18 protein-coding genes are annotated in these 19035 nt (G+C 66.1%); 7 read left to right on the plus strand and 11 right to left on the minus strand.

The window, feature by feature from the left end:
* A partial coding sequence (locus QOD90_RS25305; protein ID WP_526354248.1) for an acyl-CoA dehydrogenase family protein occupies positions 1 to 713 on the minus strand: 713 nt, incomplete at its 3' end.
* On the minus strand, positions 710 to 1963 hold the full coding sequence (locus QOD90_RS25310) for a hotdog family protein (protein ID WP_526354250.1): 1254 nt from the start codon (positions 1961 to 1963) through the stop codon (positions 710 to 712). The genes QOD90_RS25305 and QOD90_RS25310, both read right to left, overlap by 4 nt.
* A 76-nt stretch (positions 1964 to 2039) precedes the next feature.
* Here QOD90_RS25310 and QOD90_RS25315 point away from each other — a divergent pair, with 76 nt between their 5' ends.
* The 5 genes from QOD90_RS25315 (at position 2040) to QOD90_RS25335 (ending at position 7106) form a co-directional block, all read left to right on the plus strand.
* The gene (locus QOD90_RS25315) at positions 2040 to 2801 is read left to right on the plus strand and encodes an enoyl-CoA hydratase/isomerase family protein (protein ID WP_526354252.1); all 762 of its coding nucleotides are present in this window, start codon (positions 2040 to 2042) and stop codon (positions 2799 to 2801) included.
* On the plus strand, positions 2798 to 4075 hold the full coding sequence (locus QOD90_RS25320; protein WP_526354254.1) for an acyl-CoA dehydrogenase family protein: 1278 nt from the start codon (positions 2798 to 2800) through the stop codon (positions 4073 to 4075). The genes QOD90_RS25315 and QOD90_RS25320 overlap by 4 nt, the downstream gene beginning before the upstream one ends.
* On the plus strand, positions 4068 to 4808 hold the full coding sequence (locus tag QOD90_RS25325; protein WP_526354256.1) for a hypothetical protein: 741 nt from the start codon (positions 4068 to 4070) through the stop codon (positions 4806 to 4808). Before QOD90_RS25320 ends, QOD90_RS25325 begins: the two co-directional genes overlap by 8 nt.
* A 95-nt stretch (positions 4809 to 4903) precedes the next feature.
* Positions 4904 to 6154: an amidohydrolase family protein gene (locus tag QOD90_RS25330; RefSeq protein WP_526354257.1), complete on the plus strand. Its 1251-nt coding sequence runs from the start codon at positions 4904 to 4906 to the stop codon at positions 6152 to 6154.
* A 37-nt stretch (positions 6155 to 6191) separates the two neighbouring features.
* Positions 6192 to 7106 carry an SDR family NAD(P)-dependent oxidoreductase gene (locus QOD90_RS25335; protein WP_526354259.1) on the plus strand — a complete coding sequence of 305 codons (915 nt, stop codon included), beginning with the start codon at positions 6192 to 6194 and terminating at the stop codon, positions 7104 to 7106.
* 14 nt (positions 7107 to 7120) lie between these two features.
* Here the strand turns inward: QOD90_RS25335 and QOD90_RS25340 are convergent, their stop codons facing one another.
* The 5 genes from QOD90_RS25340 to QOD90_RS25360 all read right to left on the minus strand — a co-directional run bounded on the left by QOD90_RS25340 (position 7121) and on the right by QOD90_RS25360 (position 13182).
* Positions 7121 to 7690, minus strand: coding sequence for a hypothetical protein (locus QOD90_RS25340; protein WP_526354261.1), 570 nt, complete (start codon positions 7688 to 7690; stop codon positions 7121 to 7123).
* Between the two features lie 163 nt (positions 7691 to 7853).
* The gene (locus tag QOD90_RS25345) at positions 7854 to 9317 is read right to left on the minus strand and encodes a class I adenylate-forming enzyme family protein (protein ID WP_526354263.1); all 1464 of its coding nucleotides are present in this window, start codon (positions 9315 to 9317) and stop codon (positions 7854 to 7856) included.
* Positions 9318 to 9323: 6 nt separating this feature from the next.
* Positions 9324 to 10583: a CaiB/BaiF CoA transferase family protein gene (locus QOD90_RS25350; protein ID WP_526354264.1), complete on the minus strand. Its 1260-nt coding sequence runs from the start codon at positions 10581 to 10583 to the stop codon at positions 9324 to 9326.
* Positions 10584 to 10624: 41 nt separating this feature from the next.
* Positions 10625 to 11815, minus strand: coding sequence for an acetyl-CoA acetyltransferase (locus tag QOD90_RS25355; protein ID WP_526354266.1), 1191 nt, complete (start codon positions 11813 to 11815; stop codon positions 10625 to 10627).
* Entirely contained in the window at positions 11812 to 13182 is a 1371-nt protein-coding gene (locus QOD90_RS25360; RefSeq protein ID WP_526354268.1) for an OB-fold domain-containing protein, read from the minus strand. The genes QOD90_RS25355 and QOD90_RS25360 overlap by 4 nt, the downstream gene beginning before the upstream one ends.
* A 57-nt stretch (positions 13183 to 13239) precedes the next feature.
* On the opposite strand from QOD90_RS25360, the gene QOD90_RS25365 reads away from it, so the two are divergent.
* The gene (locus tag QOD90_RS25365) at positions 13240 to 14043 is read left to right on the plus strand and encodes an enoyl-CoA hydratase/isomerase family protein (protein WP_526354270.1); all 804 of its coding nucleotides are present in this window, start codon (positions 13240 to 13242) and stop codon (positions 14041 to 14043) included.
* A 22-nt stretch (positions 14044 to 14065) separates the two neighbouring features.
* Here the strand turns inward: QOD90_RS25365 and QOD90_RS25370 are convergent, their stop codons facing one another.
* Both QOD90_RS25370 and QOD90_RS25375 read right to left on the minus strand, forming a co-directional pair.
* Entirely contained in the window at positions 14066 to 14881 is an 816-nt protein-coding gene (locus QOD90_RS25370) for an NAD(P)-dependent oxidoreductase (RefSeq protein WP_526354272.1), read from the minus strand.
* A gap of 50 nt (positions 14882 to 14931) precedes the next feature.
* Positions 14932 to 16041 carry a TIGR03617 family F420-dependent LLM class oxidoreductase gene (locus QOD90_RS25375; RefSeq protein ID WP_526354274.1) on the minus strand — a complete coding sequence of 370 codons (1110 nt, stop codon included), beginning with the start codon at positions 16039 to 16041 and terminating at the stop codon, positions 14932 to 14934.
* 239 nt (positions 16042 to 16280) lie between these two features.
* Here QOD90_RS25375 and QOD90_RS25380 point away from each other — a divergent pair, with 239 nt between their 5' ends.
* Positions 16281 to 17495 carry a CaiB/BaiF CoA transferase family protein gene (locus tag QOD90_RS25380; protein WP_526354280.1) on the plus strand — a complete coding sequence of 405 codons (1215 nt, stop codon included), beginning with the start codon at positions 16281 to 16283 and terminating at the stop codon, positions 17493 to 17495.
* 13 nt (positions 17496 to 17508) lie between these two features.
* On the opposite strand, the gene QOD90_RS25385 is transcribed toward QOD90_RS25380, so the two are convergent.
* Complete coding sequence (locus QOD90_RS25385) at positions 17509 to 18129, minus strand: cysteine hydrolase family protein (protein WP_526354276.1); 621 nt, start codon at positions 18127 to 18129, stop codon at positions 17509 to 17511.
* A 31-nt stretch (positions 18130 to 18160) separates the two neighbouring features.
* On the minus strand, positions 18161 to 18961 hold the full coding sequence (locus QOD90_RS25390) for an enoyl-CoA hydratase/isomerase family protein (protein ID WP_526354278.1): 801 nt from the start codon (positions 18959 to 18961) through the stop codon (positions 18161 to 18163).
* Positions 18962 to 19035: the final 74 nt, after the last annotated feature.

The raw sequence follows: 19035 nt of genomic DNA on the forward strand, positions 1-19035 counted from the left end.
GACAGCTCGCAGGCCAGCAGTGCGCATGAGGTGGCATAGGCGCGGTCGAGCGCGGAATCGATGGCCCCGCTGTCGAGTCGAATGCCTCGGACGCCGGAGAGTTTGACTCGGGCCTGTTTGCGGGTCTGGTCGAGCGTGACCAGCGGCGTGACCTCGACACCCGCAGCATCGCGTTCGACGACGAAGATGGCCGTTCCCTCGGGGGTGCGGGCCGGAGTCAGGATCAAGTCGGCGTCGGCAGCGTCGACGACATAGCCGCTGCATCCGAACAGCCGACCACCCTCGGCGCGCATGTCCACCCGCGACGGACCCCACCGGCCGTCGGCGTCGGCGTAGATCACCGTCGCGACCAGACTGCCGTCGCACAGTTTGGGTAGCAATCCAGCGTGAGCGTCTGCGTTCCCCGCATGAAGGAGCAACGGAATGGTGAGCCCGGCAACGGCGAACATCGGCGACCCGCCGAGGCATCGGCCGGCTTCCTCGAACACCATACCGAGTTCGCGTGCGGTGAGGCCGCTGCCGCCGAACCGTTCCTCGACCATGAGGCCGGCGACGCCCAACTCACCCGTCAGCTTGCGCCACGTCGGGGGATCCCAACCAGACGAGGACGCCATGAGTTCACGCACCCGCGCACTGGGGAAGAGCTCGGTGAAGACGCTGCGAGTCGTCGTTTGGAACAGGTGTGCGTCACCAAGGTCGATGTCGTCGCTCATCGGCGGCGGAACCCCTCGATCGTTGCAGAGAACGCTTCGGGCAGTGTCGTTGCACCACCCGGCGGGTCGGGGAGTCGCACTGGACCGTGCTCACGACTGGGTAGCAGGATGGTGGCGCTGCCGGGCGAAGTCACCACGTCGCGCTGACTTCGGGTGTGCAGTTCGATGTCGACGGCGGGGCGATCGCCCTCGGCGAGGTAGCACCGGGTGACGCGCCCTTCCACCCACTGGACATCGCCGACGTAGTTGAACTGCCGGAACTCGACCCCGAGGCGCCACAGCCACGCGTCGTCGCCCATCCAGTCGGTGCAAGCATGGATCATCCACGCCTCGCGCATGCGACCGTAGTCGAACGTGGTGGGGTTGCCCGATTTACGGGCGAACGCGGGATCCCAGTGCACGCGCTGCATGGCGTCGGGAACGCCAAGCTCGTCGCGATGGTAGAAGCGCGGGACCCGCTGGCGATTGCGGTACGCCAGGCGCAGCGGTGCGACGTTGTACATGCCCATGCCCATGCCGACGTGCCAGCAGATCGTGTCTGTGACCGTCAGCGGACCCTTGACAAGCGGCCCGACCGAATCACCCTCCGAGACGTCCTCCCACCAACGGACCCCGGCACCGAGAGGCTGCTCGCGCTCGTACTGAGCGTCGATCTCGGCGATGCCCTCTTCGGTCCACGGGACGATCTCGACACCGTCATACTTCTTGCGTTCGAGTGCCTTCTCCCGCTCGATTCGATACATCATCCGGTACTGCGCCCCGAGAAGTGTGCCGTCGTCGGTCCGGAAGGCCTGCGCCGTCCACTCCTGAACCCCGCGGCCACCGAACTGACTCGGTTTGTCGATCACACCGACGAGCGCCGTTCGCCGGGACACGCGGTGGTCGGGTCGCAACGGGGCCCACCATTCGCGCTCGCTGGCGGCGTAGAAGGCGTGCACCCCGCGTATTGGGTCGCCGCGCAACTCCTTCTGCCCGGCCAACTCGTCGTCGGTCAGCTGATCCTCGCCGATCAGGCTGTCGCCACCGATGATCGCCGGCGGCCCAATGGGCTCTTTCCAGACAGACTCCGATGCGTAGTCAGCGTCACTCCACAGCGGGTTGTCGTCGCCGTAGGACCACGCGACGTGGCGGAAGGCATCGACTCCCGGCCGGCGATAGTGGGGCTGAGCCGGATACACCTGCGGCTTGCCGATCCGCGCGCGTAGCGCCTCGACGCCCTCATCAGTGATGCGGCCCTGGGTGTCTGACATCTCCCACCTTCCGACGTGGATCCGGTTCCGTCATGGTTCACACTTGAATATTAGATATAATGTATATGTTGTTGTAATGCTATCCGAGAGGGGTGCGGTGAACGTCGCCGGAGGACCGCTCGACATCCGGCGAGACGGCGCGCTGGGTTGGCTGATCTTCAACCGGCCCCAAGCCGGCAATGCGATGGATGCCGCCATGATGTCCGCGCTCCCAGACGCATGGCGAGAACTGGACGCCGACAACTCAATTCGTGTCATCATCGTCACCGGTGCGGGCCACGCGTTTCAAACCGGACTGGACATGGTGCAGCTCTCTCGCGATCCGGCGGCATTGCGGGAGATGTCGCGGCGCACCAAACGCGGCGATCTGCGGCTCACCGGGTGGCACTGCGGTGTGTCGAAGCCGATCGTCACCGCCGTCAACGGTGTATGTGCCGGGGGCGGAATGCACTTCGTGGTCGATTCCGACGTCGTCATCGCGGCGTCGAACGCGACGTTTCTGGACCCTCACGTGAGCGTCGGGCAGGCCTCGGTCTTCGAGGCCGTCGGAATGGTGCGGCGAGCAGCGTTCGGTCCGGTCGCGCGCATGGTGATGACCGGTATCCACGAGCGCGTGGACGCGGGGCGCGCGTATCAGCTCGGGTGGATCAGCGAGGTCGTGGATCCGCCTGAACGGCTTGCCGACGCTGCCGCCGACATCGCGCTGCGAATCGCTGGCAGCAACGATGCGGCGGTGTTGGCGGCGATCAAACGCGACCTGTGGGCGTCGCTGGAGTCAACGCGGATGCGAGGGACTCGCGGTCCCGCCGAAGAGCCGATAGCCAAGGAGTTGGAGTGACCATACGAGACGACCTGCTCGCGGCACGTAGTTCGGAGGACGCGGACCTCGCCGTGCGGTCCTGGGTGCGTGACGCGATTCCTGCGCGGTGGCGAGAAGCGGCCGAGCGAGGTGGCCCCAGCGCGGTGCGCAACGTGCGCGACCCCAGCGAGTACCGCGCTTGGTACCCCACCTTCGCGGCCACGGGACTGGTCGTCCCGCAATGGCGGCCGGAGTACGACGGTCTGGGCTGGGACAGGCCGTTGGCGCGCGCCGCCGAACAGGTATTGGCCCAGTACCACCTTCCACGGCTGAACCCGTTGGGGCTCAACCTCGCCGCGCCGGCGTTGTTCGCCCATGGTTCCGAGGAGCAGCGACTGCAGTTCCTTCCGCCGATCGTCCGCAACGAACAAGTGTGGTGCCAGTTGTTCAGCGAACCCGGAGCGGGTTCGGATCTGGCGTCGCTGGCGACACGTGCAGTACGCGACGGGGATGGCTGGCGAATCAGCGGCCAGAAGGTCTGGACGACCTGGGCGCATCTTGCCGACATGGCGGTCTTGCTAGCCCGTACCGATCCAGAGGTGCCCAAGCGCAGTGGTATCACCTACTTCCTGATCGACATGCATCAGCCGGGCGTCGAGGTCAAGCCATTGCGGCACATCGGCGGTGAAGTCGACTTCAACGAGGTCTTCCTGGACGGGGCGTTCGTCCCGGACAGCCACCGCGTTGGTGAGGTCAACGCGGGTTGGGCGGTTGCGCGGGCGACTCTGTCTGGCGAGCGTCAGATGGTCTCGGGATCGGGATCGGGTGGGGTCGATCGCATCGGCGGGTCCGGGGCCCGACCGCTGGTTCGGCTTGCCCGCGAGCGCGAGAAGGCCGGCTTGGCCGGGGGGTGGGACGCCCCCGACGTGCGCCGGCAACTGGTCCGCCTGTGGTCCGAGGAGCAGATCCGCGGCTGGACCAATGACCGCATCCGCGCGAGTCTGCGGGCGGGCTTGGCGCCAGGCCCGGAGAGTTCCATCGGGAAGGTGCACGGGTCAGATCTGAATCAGCGGATCCAGAAGCTCGCGGCAGAGATGCTCGGCACGGCGGGCACCGCATGGGACGGCGGGCCGGACACCTACAGCGAATCGATGCCTGCCGAGGTCCGCGGGATGCTGCGAAGCCGCGCCAACACCATCGAGGGCGGCACCACCGAAGTGAACAAGAACATCCTCGCAGAGCGCGTCCTGGGGATGCCGAAAGAGCCGGACCCGTGGGAGGGCAAACCGTGGAAAGAGGTGCCCCGTGGCTGAATTCGGGAACGACAAGGTCTACATCCACGAGTTCATCAACATCACCAAGCAGAACCGCGCGCGGTACATGCATCACATGACGGCGAACTGGAGCCCGATTGCCCAGGAGGAACGGAACCAACTCTGCTACGGCGTATGGGGAACCGTCGGCTCCACCGGGGCATGGCCGCAGGTGGTCAACATCTGGGAGGAAGAAGGGTGGGATGGCTTGGCGCGCAACTTCGGTCACGAGACCGGCGGTGTGGGGATGCAGGATCCCGTGTTGGCCAAGTGGTGGGCCTCTGCGGCCGATCTGCGCTCTGGGGGATTCGACCGCATCTTGGTCCCACATCCCGCTACCACGTCAATTACGCAGTTGTGCGCTGACGGCGTTGACGCGGTCACCTACGCCCACGAAGTGATCCGGGTCGACCCGGGCCGCCCAGAGGCGTTCCTGGACGCCGCGGTGGAAGGCGGTCCATCCGCCAACGGGCGGTCGGGTTGGCGCCTTCTTGGCGCCTGGCGCACTGCGATGGTGGCCGACGCCGAATGCATCCTGCTGTGGGCCATTCCGTCCTGGGAGGCATGGAGCCGGGCCGAGCAGGCGTTGCTCGGCACGCCCGAATTGCTCCTGGGCGCCGCCGAAAAGGAGGTGCGGTCACGTCACCGCGTGCTTTTGGTCGACGCCCCGCTGTCGCCGCTGCGGACGGGCAGGCAGCCGGCGCGTTCCGACCGCACCGACTGGCAGGACTGATCGGCACGACCGCCGCGCGTTCGACGACGTGCGGGTTGTTTGAGTCAGATTTTGTATATAATATCAATAGTATTGCCTTCAGTTAAGGGACCCAGATGACGCAGAACGTAGAAGAAGCAGATCTCCTCGCCACACGGTTGGCGAGAATTCCGGCGATCGTCGACGTCGATGCGCATGTCGTTGAGCCGCGCGATGTCTGGACCTCGCGGTTGCCCGCGAAGTACCGCGACGTCGGGCCGCGCATCGTGTACGCCCCGGCCGGGGAGATCAAACTCGTCGGCTCGTCTTATATCGAGGCGCCAGGAACCGAAGGCCCCGATGTCGCCTGGTGGCACTACGAGGACAGCCAGACCAGCCTCAAGCGCTACGTCGCCGCGGCCGGCGTCCCGGCCGAGGAAGTGACGCTGAGCGGAGTGACCTACGAGGAGATGCGGCCGGGCTGCTTCCAGCAGGCCGAACGGATCGCCGACATGACCCTCAACGGTGTCCAGGCCCAGATGTGCTTCCCGAACTACCCGCGGTTCTGCGGCCAGTTGTTCCTCTGGGGCAAGGACAAAGAGCTCGCAAGGCTGTCCGTGGAGGCCTACAACGACTGGATGGTGGAGGAGTGGTGCGCAGGCACCGACGGCCGGCTGATCCCGCTGTGCATCGTGCCGTTGTGGGACGTGGCACTCGCCGTCGCCGAGGTACGGCGCAATGCCGCACGCGGAGTTCGCGCGGTCGCCTTCAGCGAATTGCCGTCGTACCTGGACCTGCCGAGCATCCACACCGGCTACTGGGATCCGTTCTTCGCGGCATGCGCGGAGACCGGCACGGTTCTGGCCATGCACATCGGATCGGGCACCAAGACGCCGAAGACCTCCGACGACGCGCCCGAGGCCGTGCAGGGCACGATCATCTTCGGCAACTCCGTCGCCAGCCTGGTCGACTTCCTGTTCTCCGGTGTGCTGCACCGCTTTCCGTCTCTGCAGCTGCTCTATGCGGAGGCGCAGATCGGCTGGATCCCCTACGTGCTGGAACGCACCGACGACGTCTGGCACACCCACCGCGGTTGGGCTCACGGCCAGGACAAGTGCCCCGAGTTGCCGTCGACCTACTACTACCGCCAGGTTCACAGCTGCTTCTTCAAGGACGCGGTCGGGGTCAGCGTCCTCGATCGCGTCGGCATCAACAACGTGATGTTCGAAACCGACTACCCGCACCAGGACGGCACGTGGCCGGAGTCGCGTGAGGCCGCCGCCCTGCAGTTCGGGCACCTCAAGGAAGACGAGATCTACAAGATCGCCCGCGGCAACGCGATCAGGCTGCTCGGCCTGGAGCTGCCGGACACCCCGCTGCAACCCTGACGAGCGAACACACAAAAGGATTGGAGGCGAGACGGCCGTGGGTCTGCTCGACGGGAGAGTGGCGCTGGTGACCGGCGCAGGGCACGGCATCGGGCGTGGGCACGCGATGGAACTGGCCAAGCACGGTGCCAGCGTCGTCGTCAACGACCTGGGAACGTCGGTCCACGGCGAGGGCGTCAGCACGGCAGCCGAGGAGACCGTCCGTCTGATCGAAAAGGTGGGTGGCACCGCCGTCGCGAACTTCGGCGATGTGTCGGACTTCCAGGCAGCGGGCCAGATGGTCCATCAGGCGGTCGACACCTACGGTCAGCTCGACATCGTGGTCAACAACGCCGGCGTGGTGCGCGACGCGGCGATCTGGAACATGACCGAGCAGGACTTCGACATGGTGATGCGGGTGCACGCCAAGGGCACGTGGGCGACCAGCCACCATGCGGCGCTGCACTGGCGGGCGCGCAACAAGGCCGGCGAAGCGAATGTCAACGGCCGCATCATCAACACCACGTCCGGTGCTGGCCTCGGGGGCAACTTCGGCCAAACCAACTACGCGGCAGCCAAGGCGGCCATCGTCGGAATGACCCTGACGTTGGCGCTCGAATTGCACCGCATAGGGGTAACTGTCAACGCCGTCGGACCGTCTGGTCTGACCCGGATCACCGCGACGATGCCGGGCATGGGCGTGTCCTTCGAGCCCGATGAAGTCCCCGATGACCAGTATCACCCGATGGATCCGGCGAACAGTTCACCGTTGGTCGCCTGGCTCGCCAGCGATCAGGCCGCGCATCTCACCGGTCAGGTGATCCGCTCGATCGAGGACCGCATCATCTGGATGCAGGGTTGGAAGGAGCGCAAGGTCATCAGCGCGGGCGGAAAGAAGTGGGATGCCACCGATCTCGGGTCGATCCTGGCTACCGAGATTTTCGAGACCCGACACCCGGGAATGCGATTCTGAGTAGGGCGCCCGGCTCAAGCTTGCTGCGCCCCTTGATAGTTCACGATGATCGCGTCCGGATTGTCCGGATCCTGGAATCCGAAGCCGTTGAGGATTCGGCGCCCGTTCTGAGTCCACCTCAAGTCGAATGCGTCTCCCCGCTCCTCGATCTCCCAAGCGAACGGTCCCCACGTCGCGTCGCCGTAGCCGAAGTAGGTGATCGAGTACGAGCCTGGAAATCCGCCGACGGTAGGGCCAGTGGCCAGACCAGTTTTCGGTTCGACGTCACCAGTCGTCGCTGACATTACGGAGGTCCAGTGGGCAGCGATGGTGTAACCGTCTATGACCTTGTACTTGACGATGCCCGCCGGCACGACCTCACCCCACCACCAGCTCACCAGGAATGACGTCGGATGATCGTCGTCGCGCAGACCCATCCCATGGCAGATGACCTGCTCGTCGGCCCGTAGTTCGATGTCGAGTAACGCCTCGCCCCGCGCCTTTACATCGAACTCGTAGGTTCGCGACGACCCGCCCTGCTCGGGCATCTCGAACTTGAAGCAGCCAGGAAACGTGATAGCGCCACTCTGGGACGTCAAGGTCACTGTCCGGACCGTGTTAGCGCTCTTGGCGCCTGGGTCATCGACGTAGTACGTGGCAATGAGCGCTTCAGGCGACCGCTCACTGATCTGAAACTTTGCCAGAGCCATGGAATTGCCCATCGAACCCACCTCACCATTGGTCGATCAGTGATCTGCAGGGCAATTGCTATGCAACGCCATGCGTCCTGCGTTTCCGACATCGCCGCGCCACCAGTTCTGCCAGTGCGCGCCGATCCGGTTTGTGCGTGCTGTTCAGTGGTAACTCGGCGACCACGAGCAGGTCTTCGGGAAGTTTCCAGCGGGCCACACGACCTTCGAGGAACCCGCGCACGTCGGCCAAAGTCAGCGTTGCGCCAAGCGGATTCGCGACCACTACGGCGACCCCGATCTCACCCATCGTCGGGTCTGGGCGTGCGACGACCGCACAGGCTGCCACGCCGGGGTGTCGGGCCAGTTCGGCCTCCACTTCGGCTGGGTAGACGTTGTAGCCGCCGCGGATGTACATCTCCTTGAGCCGGCCCTTCAGCTCGTAGGTGCCATCGGCGTTGCGGGCCGCGAGGTCACCGGTGCGCATCCACCGACCGTGGAAGGCGGCGGCGGTGGCCTGCTCATCGCGCCAGTAGCCGACCATCGCCGTCGGCGTGGAAAGGCACAATTCGCCGACCTCCCCGTTCGGTAGCGGTCGTCCGTCCGGATCGAGAATGCTCGCCTCGATCCCCGGCCGCGGCCGGCCGATCCCGTGCAACGCTTCGTCGGGGCGTTCCGCCGAGGTCCCGAGCCCGACGCCACCCGACTCGGTGGAGGAGTAGCGGACCAGGTACTCCGCATCGAATGCTCGCCGCGCCGCTTCGACCAGTGTGGGTGATGATGCCGCGCCGCCGGCGATGATGCGCCGGACACACGAAAGGTCCAGCTCGCCGAACTCAGGTGCCGCGAGCATCAGGGCAAGCTGCGGTGGGATGGCGCCGATCTCGGGAAGGCGTAGTTCGGCTACCAGGCAAAGGTATTCGGCGGCCCGCCATCGTGGGAGCACCTGCATTCGCAGCCCACGCCGCAGGTACCACGGCAACTTCAGCATCGGCCCCACGTGGGCGAGATGAGTCGACACCAGCGACGGCGTGCCAGGGCGATCCGCCCACGACCCTCCGGTCTCCACATGCATGACCGCGGCCAGCCGATCGTCGGTGAACATCGCTGCTCGCGGCAGGCCGCTGGTTCCGCTGGTGAACACCAGCGCGGCAAGTCGTTCCGGATCCGGTACGACGTGGGGGAGGGTGACAGGACCGCCGCGGTCCTCGAGTTCGTGCACTGCGTCGGCGGAGTCGAGGACGAGCGCCGGTTCGGCCAGTGCCACGAGTCGCTCCTGCTCCACGTCGGCAAGGCCGGTGTTGATTCCGGCGACGACTGCACCAAGCTTCGCAGTGGCAGCGTAGGCGAGCAGATACGACGTACCGCTGGGCAGCCGCAACGCGATCCGGTCGCCCGGTTGTACACCGTTGCGCGACAGCGCCGCGGCGATTCGGTCCGAGCGGGTGTCCAGCCCGGCGTAGGTCAGGGTTCCGTCTGGTGCGGCCATGACCGTGGCTTCACCGTAACGCTTTGCTGCGGCGCGTATTTCGTCCCTAAGCATGGAGCCCTAGGGTGCTGGCTGAGCTGGATCCACGGGCGGGTGCTGCCCGACGGCTCCCGCGCTTCGTAGCGCGTCCAGGCGCGCATCGTCGTAGCCGCACAGCGTGCGGAGCACGTCGTCGGTGTGTTGGCCGGCCTTCGGGGCCTTCTCCGGCACCGGCAGGTCCTCGTTGCGGAAGTTGACCGGAAACGGCAGCTGGTCGGCGCCCAGCCGTTCGGTGGGGATCCAGTCGAGCCGAGCGTGGAACTGAGGGTCGTCAGGCAGTGTTGCGGGCGTATTCACCGGCGCGATCGGCGTGTTCGTCTGGCCGCCGAACTCGACCCAGTCTGCGCTGGTGCGAGTCGCGAAGATTTCCCGTAACTCCCTCTGCAGCTCCCGATTACCTCGCGCATGGTCGGCGTACTTCGAGCCAGACCAGCGCTCGAACAGATCCATGCGCCCGACGCCGTCGCAGAAGTTGCGCCAGAACTCCTGTTCGCTGGCCATGAACAGGACGTGACCGTCCTTCGACGCGTAAATCTGGTAGCGCACGCCGTCGCGCATCCCCGCGGTGGCCGGCGGGCGCCGGTCGTAGTTGTCCGAAGGGTTGCCGGTTACTTCATCGCCGGGACGTTCGTAAGCCCGGTAGGTCTCCGACCGGTACCAGTCGAACGCGGCAGCACAATCGGATTGTGCGAGTTCCAGTTCGGCTCCGGTGCCCACCTCGCGCGCGCGGATCACCGCAGCAAGGATCGCCAGCGCTCCGTAGAGCGGGGCGGCGTTGATACCGATCGAGACGTGTTCGGGGATGTAGGTGAAGCCCTCGTCGTCGAGGGCGGGGGTCACGATGCCCGCCCACGTGTCGTAGGCGATGCCGTGACTCGGGTAGTTCTGGTACGGGCCGGTCGCTCCATAGCCGGAGATCGTGGCGAACACCAGCTTCTCGTTGCGTTGGCGTAGAACCGTCGGACCCAGGCCCAACCGTTCCAGCGCACCAGGTCTCATCGCCTCGACGACGACGTCCGCCTCCGCGGCCAGATCGAGAAACACCTCCTTGGCGTCGCCATGGCGCAAGTCCAGGGTCACGCTGCGTTTGCCACGGTTGACGTGCAGATGCATTAGCGAAACCCCCTGCACGATCGGCCACGTCATCTGTCGCACGTAGTCGCCCGCGGGCGGCTCGACCTTCACCACGTCAGCGCCGAGGTCGACGAGGCTGCTCGTGATCGCGGCCGGACCCAGCATCGATACCTCGACGACGCGCAGGCCGGCCAGTGGGGCATTCACCGGCATAGGGTTCTCCTCAATCCGTGTGTTCGTCGGTCAGCTCAGTCGGTGCCGAAGATGCCGACGAACGAAACCATCTCGCCTGGGTATCCGCCCAGGTTGTGGGTCAGCGCCTTTGACCGCTTTCCGTAGGTAGTGATCCGCCGTTCCGGGGGTGCCTCGCCGCGAAGCTGCAGCCACGCCTCGTAAATCATCCGCAGACCGGACGCTCCGGTGGGATGCCCGAACGACTTGAGGCCACCGTCCGGGTTGACCGGCATGTCGCCGTCGAGCTCGAACGTCCCGGCCAGGACTTCCTTCCAGGCGGTGCCGCGCGCGCATAGGCCGAGGTCTTCGGTCAGCACGAGCTCGGTCGGAGTGAAGCAGTCGTGTACCTCGGCCATCGCAAGCTCCGAGCGGGGGTCGGTGATGCCGGCCTGCCGGTACGCGTCGACGGCCGACGCTTCGACCTCGGGGAAGTGGGTGTAGTCGTAGGCCGGGTCTTGCAATCCGCTGCCGTTGCCCGCGACGACGGAAAGCGCCTTGATCAGCAGCGGCTTGTCGGTGTAGCGGTGTGCGTCCTCGGCCCGCACCACGATCGCGGCTGCCGCCCCGTCGGCGACGCCTGCGCAGTCGAAGACTGAAAGCCGGCCGGCGACTGCCGCCATGTTGCAGATGGCCTCGGCCGACACTTGTTTGCGAAACTGTGCCTTCGGGTTTCGTGCGCCGTTGGCGTGGTTCTTGGAAGCGATGCGTGCCAGCACGTCACGCAGTTCGTCCTCATCGACGCTGTAGCGCTTCGCGTAGGCCGGAACCACCATCGAGAACATCGCCGCCGCGGTCAGGGTCCGCTGCGTGCCGTCATTGGGGACCGGAAACGCATTAAGGCCTTGGTAACCGGAATCTTTGACCTTCTCGGCGCCGATCGCCATGGCGACGTCGTATGCGCCGCTGGCGACGGCGTATGCGGCCTGGCGCAGCGCTTCCGAACCGGTGGCACAGTAGTTCTCCACGCGCGTGACCGGTTTGTCGACCAGCTGCAGCGGACGCGCCACCGTGATGCCACTCATACCCGACTGCGCGGTGCCGAACCAGTACGCGTCGACGTCGTCCTTGGCCACCCCTGCGCTGGTGAAGGCTTCACCGGCGGCCTCGCGGATCATGTCGTCGAGGCTCAGCTCCCAGCGCTCGCCGAAGTGCGTGCACCCCACGCCGATGATCGCAACGCGGTCGCAGATTCCGTGGCTGCTCATTTGGAGTCCTCCTCGCGCGGGCGCGGCGCGTCGGGCGTTACGCCGTCACGTACCGGGCGTGCCTTCCAGAAGTAGTTCGCGATGCCGTCGGCAACGAACAGCCGCCGGAACGTCATCTCGACGCGCGTTCCGATGACGACTTCGTCGGCGTCGACGTCGGTCAGCTCCACTGGCACGCGGGTGCCGTCGTCGAAGTCGACGACGGCGAAAACGACTGGCGGGCTGGGGGAGTACGCGAGCTTGTCGATGGTGTAGGTCGTGACGGTGCCCTGCTGTTCAGCCAACGCCCCCGAGGGTCCGACGAGTCCGAACTTCCACTCGACGTTGCGCACTGCAGCGCTCGACGACGGCCGGGCCGGTTCCGGTCGGCGCGGTGGCTCCACGGTCAGCAGATCCCGCCACACCAGGTAGCGCCCATAGCTGATCGGCGCGCCGCTCGCGATCTGCGCACCCACCCTGGGGTGCGGCCGGTACCCGTTGATCGCGTCGGTGATTCGCAGGGCGATCGCGTCGGCGCCGTCCGCGAGTCCGAGAAATACGATCACATCACCGGGGTCGGCGACTTCGAGCGCCGACGCGAGCAGCAAGAGCGGTTGCGCCACGCCGACGTTGCCGATGACCGAGCCGAGTCGGTCGACGATGCGCTCGGGCGCGACGCCGGATTGCTTGGCGGCGGCCACGCAGGCGCGCTCGTGCAGTCCGCTGACCACCAGCGTCGAGATGTCACCGACGTCGAGTCCTGTTTCCCCGAGCAACGCCTTGAGCGCCTCGGCGGCCAGTGGCACGTACCGCGTCTCACCGAATCGCTCCTCCCACAGCTGTGAGGTGGGCCGGCGTGGCTCACGCCAACGGTCGACGAATTCCTCGGTCAGCGACGTCCGTCCGATCACCTCGGCGAGAACCGGCCCTGTGCTGTCGTCACCGAGCATGACCGCGGCCGCGCCGTCGCCGGCGGTGCTCTCCTCGGGGCCACCGGGCAGACCAAAGCGCACGTCACTGGTCACGACGAGTGCCGGTGTGGCGCCGGTCAATCCCGCCGAAATAGCCCCGAACGCGGATCGAACGCTGCCCAGTGTGTCGTATGCCGCGACGTCACGGTCAAGTCGCAGTGCGGCATGCACTGCTGTCGCATTCGTCTTGTCGAGGTAGGTGGGTGCGGCGGTGGCGAACCAGAGGCTACGGGGGCGTAGCTGACCGTCGCCGAGCGCGCGCCGGGCAGCCTCTACGCCCATCGTGGTCGTGTCCTCGTCGTAGGCCGCCAGCGCTCGCGTTCCGCGGCCGCCGCCCGTGCCTGCAACAGAGGCGATCTGACTTCGGTCGAGACGCCGGTAGGGGACGTAGGTCCCCCACCCCAGGATGCCGTGCATATTTTAGATTATATACTTAATCCAAAATGAGACCAGGAGGGCATCATCACCGAGGGATTGAGGCGCGAGCTCGGGGACGACGGTGTGCTGACGCTGACCCTCGACAGGGCCGAAGTGCACAACGCGCTGACATGGCAGACGCGTGATGCGCTCGCCGACGCGCTGGAGCGCGCCAGCACCGACATGTACGTTCGCGCCGTCGTTCTCACCGGCGCCGGAGACCGGGCCTTTTGTGCCGGGGCGGATCTTCGGATGCCGCCGCCGACGCCGGCGAAGCCCGCCGATGCCCCCGATCGCGTCCACGGTGACGTGGCACGCAGTGTGGCCGCGGGCTGGCAACGTGTCGTGACCGCCGTCTTGGACTGCGACAAGCCCGTCATCGCCGCAGTCAACGGCGCCGCCGCGGGAGCGGGCATGCATCTCGCGCTTGCTGCTGACGTTGTCGTGATGGCGGATACCGCCCGCTTCGTACCGGTATTCGTTCGTCGCGGGATCGTGCCCGACGGCGGCGGGGCCTATCAGCTGACGCGGCTCGTCGGTCCGCACGTAGCCAAGCATCTGTATCTGTTCGGCGACGACGTGTCAGCCGCCGAGGCGAAGCGACTCGGCCTCGTGCTGCACGTCGCACCCCAGGCCGAGACGCTTCCGACGGCGATGGCCTTGGCACGTCGCCTCGCCGCCGGACCCACGCGAACACTGAGTGCCACGAAGCGTCTGATCAACCATGCGCTCGACGTCGACCGCGATACCGCGCTCGACGAGGAGGCCTGGACCCAAGAAGGCATCATGACTACCGCGGACTCCCAAGAAGGCGTGCTGGCATTCGTCGAGCGCCGGCCCCCCGTCTTCCGCGGCTGGTGAGCCGGCTGCAATCAGTGGCGAATCAACGCTGGTGTCCCATCTGCACCAGGGCGGCGTCGGCGCCTTGGAACACGGCGCCGATGTCGGCGTTGCACTGTCTGGCCAGACCGGCGGCCAATCGGACGTCTTTCTGCAACAGTGATCCGGCAAGTGTCGCGAGTCGGTCGAGGTTACCCTCGCCGCCCATGCTGGTGAGTGCGAAGCTGTTCGCGCTGCCCGCGGAAATGACCTCGGAGAGGCGGTCACTGGGGACGCCGAGGGCTTCCCCCAACGCAAAAAGGCTGGCGGCCACACCGAGATTCGCGGTGAAGAGGAGATTGTTGAGGATCTTGCTCACCTGCCCGGAACCGACGTCGCCGAGATGGACCACCGGATTCGCGTAGGTCTCGAAGACCGGTCTGCAGCGCGCGACGACATCGGCGTCACCGCCGACCATTACCAGGAGGCGCCTTTCGGCCACCGCAGGTGCGCCGCCGCTGACCGGTGCATCGATCACCGAGACTCCCTGCTCGGCTGCGGTTGCGGCCAGGTCGCGGCAGGTATCCGGGTGCACGGTGCTGTGAATGGCGATCACTGCGCCGGACTGAAGCCCCTCGAGTAGTCCGTGTGGACCGGTGACCACCTCACGGATGTCGTCGTCGCCGACCACGCAGAGGCAGACCAGGTCGCTGCCTTGGGCCAGTTCAACGGGTGAGGCGGCGATTCTTGCCGCGGTGTCGCCGTAGGGCTCCAGGGATGCGGGCCGACGCGCCCACAACGTCGTCTCGTAGCCCGCATCGATGATCTGCTGGGCCATGGGGGCACCTTGACTACCCAAGCCGATGAATCCAACGCGCATTGCCTTGCCTCCAAATCGACACTGGCGCCTGCGATCTCACTCGCAACGCGCTACCACGCATTCCTCGATGACATCGACGCTGGCTTCGCTGATGCCGATAAGCGTCCGTTGGCCCAGTCGCTGTGGTGTTCGGACAGTTGACGAATGGCTGGCTGCCAGAGTGATTCGTCGTGTTCGTAGGGGGCGTAGAAACTGAAGCGGTCCACGATGTCACCGAATCGTTCGGCTATCGCGTTACCGAGCTCATCGGCCTCGGCCACGACGGAGAACGTCGTGAGCACTTCGTCGTCGATGAGTTCGCCCATCCGCTCCCAACGATCGTCTGCCCCGTTTCGAGCGAGCACACCGAGGTCGCGGCCCAGATCGTCCCACCCGTGAAGTTCCAGAACCGACTGATACGCCGGAGTGCTTGCATAGAAGGCGATCTGCTCACGGACGCGACGAATGGCAAGGTCCATCTGTTCTTGCGTGCGGCCGGTAGCCACGAGCCCCTGGAAGCAGATGGAGAAGTCCTCTCGCGTTCTACCTGCGCCGCTCAGCGCTCGTTCGACGGTCGGCATAGTGGCTTCGCGCAGGTAGCGCTCGGTGGTGAACGGGTGCGGCAGTAGGCCATCGCACGCTGACCCCGCGACTTCCGTCATCGCCTTGCCGACCGCCGCCAGGTACACCTGGGGCGGACCGTACTGACTCGGGCCGGGTGAGAAGAACGGCGTCATCAGTGTGTGGCGGTAGAACTCGCCATGAAATTCGAGCTTGTCCCCTGTGGTCCACGCCGCCCATATGGCGCGCATCGCTTCGATGAATTCGCGCATCCGCGCAGCGGGACGGCTCCAGGGCATGCCGAAGCGCCGCTCGATGTGGGGTCGCACCTGGCTGCCAAGGCCGAGGACGAATCTACCGCCGGTCAGCAGCTGCAGATCGTAGGCCGTGTACGCCAGCGACATGGGGTTGCGCGCGAATGCCACGGTGATCGCCGTGCCGACCTCGATCTTGGTGGTCGCCTGCGCCGCGGCAACTAGCGGTAGGAAGGGGTCGTGTCCCGCCTCGGCAGTCCACACCCCGTGATAGCCGGCCTTCTCCGAAGCACGTCCGCGCTCGGCGAATCCCGCCAACGAGTCGGTGACACCGCTGCGCCAGTTGAGGTTCGTATCGATCTTCACTTAGATATAATATACACACGCCCAAGTGGGCCGACCGGCCGGAGCGGCTGCTCCTTCTGGGCTACCGGGTAGTCGAAGTGGTGTACCGAGCAGAACGGCTAGGTTGAATGAAACGCAATGTGCTGCATTTGTTTTAGATTGCAGACGATGATCCGCTGCGGGGAACACGACACAAGCCGTCGGGGTCATCGAGCGTTCGGCATCGGACATACCAGGAGAAGATCGAGTTGATCAAGGTGATGCAGGGCGTTCGGGTCCTCGAGGTTGCTCAGTTCACGTTCGTGCCCGCCGCGGGGGCGATTCTCGCTGACTGGGGTGCTGATGTGATCAAGGTGGAGCATCCAGTGCGCGGTGACACCCAGCGGGGCTTCATCAATGTGGGTGGATTCCTTATGGATCCGAACCGCCACCCGCTGATGGAGCATCCCAACCGCGGCAAGCGCAGCGTCGGGATCGACGTGTCGAAGCCGGACGGCCAGGAAGTGCTCTACGAGATCGCCAAGACCGCCGATGTGTTCCTGACCAACTACATGCCTGCACAGCGTCAGAAGAACAAGTTCGACGTCGAGCACATCCGTGCGGTGAACCCGGACATCATCTACGCGCGCGGCAGTGCATACGGTGACAAGGGAGCCGAACGTGACACCGGTGGCTTCGACGGCACGGCGTTCTGGACGCGCAGCGGGGTGGGCCACGCCCTGACCCCCGAAGAGCTCGGGGGTGCGCTCGCGCAGGGCATTCCGGCGTTCGGGGACTCGATCGGCGGCATGAACATCGCCGGCGGGATCTCTGCAGCTCTCTTCCATCGCGAGCGCACCGGTGAGGCCACCGAGATCGACGTGTCACTGCTGAGCACGGCATGGTGGGCGGCGGGGGCGAGCGTGACCCAGGGCTTGGAGACCGGCGAGGCGATGCGCGCCCCGATGCCGAATTCGACGGGGCCGTCGGTGAATCCGTTCCTTGGCAACTACGAGACATCCGACGGCGGCACCATCAACCTGTGCATCGTCAGCCCGACGGGCTACATCCGCGATGCGTTCGAGCACCTCGGACTTGGCGAGGCGGCCGACGATCCGCGTTTCGCCGATGTGCTTCCGCTGATTGAGAATGCCGATGCGGCTGCGGCATTGATCACCGACGCGATCCGAAGTAAGCCCTTCGAGTACTGGCGCCAGCACTTGAAGACGATGAAGGGGCAGTGGGCGCCGTTCCAGAGTCTGGTGGACCTGGGCACCGATGAGCAGGCCATCGCCAACGACATGATCGTCGAGGTCGAGGCTTCAGACGGTGGGGCCCCATTCAAGGTGGTGCGTGGGCCGGTGCAGTTCAACCACGAGCCGCTGCAGACCACGCGTGCCCCGCAGGCCTCCGAACACACCGAGCTGGTGCTGATGGAACTCGGCATCGACTGGGACCGCATTGAGGCGCTCAAGGACTCCGGCGCGATCGCTTAGACCGCTCCCGTCGTCACGCCCAGCAGGACAGGACTTCGTCGGTGTTCGTCGCAGTTGCGACCAGACCAAGGCTGTTGCGCACCAGCACGTCCGTGTAGTCCAGTGGCACACCGGCGATCGCATCGACGGGAAGCACCACCTGGTAACCGAGATTGACGGCGTCGAAGACGGCGTTGGGTATCGCGACGTTCGTCGAGACGCCGACGATGACCAGCGTGTGACAGCCGAGATTGCGCAATAGCCCGTCGACGTCTTGTCCAAAGATCGGTGACAGACCGTGCAGCCGCGTCGACGTCAAATCCGAGTCGTCAGTGCCGAACTCCTCCACGGGCAGAGCCGCATCCGTGCCGAGCCATTGCTGGTCGAGCTGGCGGGCCACGCTGACGAACAGACGCGCGTTGGTGTTGGCGCCGCGTCCGTCGGGCCTGCGTGCCGCGAGCGCATGAAGGACGCCGACGCCGGCGGCGCGAGCCGCGTGCACGAGCCTGGCAGCGTTGGCGATCGCTCCGGACGTCTGTGCGGCCCGCGCCAGCTCGGGCACCATGCTGTTCGGCCCCACTACGCCACGCTGGCACTCCTGGGTCAGCAGCACCGTCGTGGCGGGAGTCAGTGACTCTCGCAAGCTTGCGGGCATGGCACGGCTCTCCTCGTTGCGGTCTTGTCCATCAGTGCGTGGGTGTCGACGCCTCGTCGCCGGTGCCCCGTCGCGCGGCGACGCTGGCCTGGACGCGTCGCACGGCCTCGGCGAACTCCGGCTGATTCACCGACCATTCCTGGGCCTCCAGCTCGAGGGCAAAGGCGTCGTCGAACGACGTGGCGGCCAACGTCGCCGTCAGCGTCTGCTTGGTGCGCCGCATCAGTGGTGCCGACCGCCGCACCGCGCGGCGCGCGAGGGTCATGGCGGCCTCTTCGAGGTCGGCGTCTGGCACACACCGCCATGCCAACCCGTGTTCCTGTGCCTCTGCGCCAGTGAGCACGTCGCCAAGCAGGACGAGCGCCGCCGCACCTTGTACGCCGACGCGCTGTACCAGCCGCCACAGGTGCGCCCCGCCGGGATGGATGCCGACATCGAGGAACCGCGGGTCGAAGCGCGCCGACTCCGCGGCGATGATGACATCGCAGGCCAGTGGAAGGTTCACTCCGGCGCCGAGGGCAGCGCCGGCAACCGCGGCGATGGTCGGCACCGGTGCATTCACCAGGGCCAGATGTCCGGCGTAGACGTCACGCAACGGAGTGTCTTGGTCGAGGAGGCCCTGCAGGGACCCGCCGGCACAGAACACCGGTGGCTCGGCGGTCAGGACGATCGCCGCGGCGCCTTCGGAGATCATCGCTTCCACTGCGACGGCGAGGTCGTCGCTGAGCTGCCTGGACAGCGCGTTGCGATGCCCGGGATCGTCGAGGTGTACCCGGCCGACCCCGGTGTCGAGCGAGTAGCGGACCAACGCCGCCGTTCCGGTGCCGCTCATCCGAACGTGATCCGCCGGTGGTCGAGCAACCACCCGTCGGGGCTGCGGAGGAACTGGTCGTCGTACTGTCCGAC

It is taken from the genome of Mycobacterium sp., from assembly GCF_032161845.1.
In the GTDB taxonomy this organism is placed as follows: Bacteria; Actinomycetota; Actinomycetes; order Mycobacteriales; family Mycobacteriaceae; genus Mycobacterium.

What these genes read in the sequence shown, in the direction of transcription:
- QOD90_RS25310 (WP_526354250.1), bottom strand. Translation starts at nt 1,963, where the DNA reads ATGTCAGACACCCAGGGCCGCATCACTGATGAGGGCGTCGAGGCGCTA.
- QOD90_RS25315 (WP_526354252.1), top strand. Translation starts at nt 2,040, where the DNA reads ATGCTATCCGAGAGGGGTGCGGTGAACGTCGCCGGAGGACCGCTCGAC.
- QOD90_RS25330 (WP_526354257.1), top strand. Translation starts at nt 4,904, where the DNA reads ATGACGCAGAACGTAGAAGAAGCAGATCTCCTCGCCACACGGTTGGCG.
- QOD90_RS25345 (WP_526354263.1), bottom strand. Translation starts at nt 9,317, where the DNA reads ATGCTTAGGGACGAAATACGCGCCGCAGCAAAGCGTTACGGTGAAGCC.
- QOD90_RS25355 (WP_526354266.1), bottom strand. Translation starts at nt 11,815, where the DNA reads ATGAGCAGCCACGGAATCTGCGACCGCGTTGCGATCATCGGCGTGGGG.
- QOD90_RS25360 (WP_526354268.1), bottom strand. Translation starts at nt 13,182, where the DNA reads ATGCACGGCATCCTGGGGTGGGGGACCTACGTCCCCTACCGGCGTCTC.
- QOD90_RS25370 (WP_526354272.1), bottom strand. Translation starts at nt 14,881, where the DNA reads ATGCGCGTTGGATTCATCGGCTTGGGTAGTCAAGGTGCCCCCATGGCC.
- QOD90_RS25380 (WP_526354280.1), top strand. Translation starts at nt 16,281, where the DNA reads ATGCAGGGCGTTCGGGTCCTCGAGGTTGCTCAGTTCACGTTCGTGCCC.
- QOD90_RS25385 (WP_526354276.1), bottom strand. Translation starts at nt 18,129, where the DNA reads ATGCCCGCAAGCTTGCGAGAGTCACTGACTCCCGCCACGACGGTGCTG.
- QOD90_RS25390 (WP_526354278.1), bottom strand. Translation starts at nt 18,961, where the DNA reads ATGAGCGGCACCGGAACGGCGGCGTTGGTCCGCTACTCGCTCGACACC.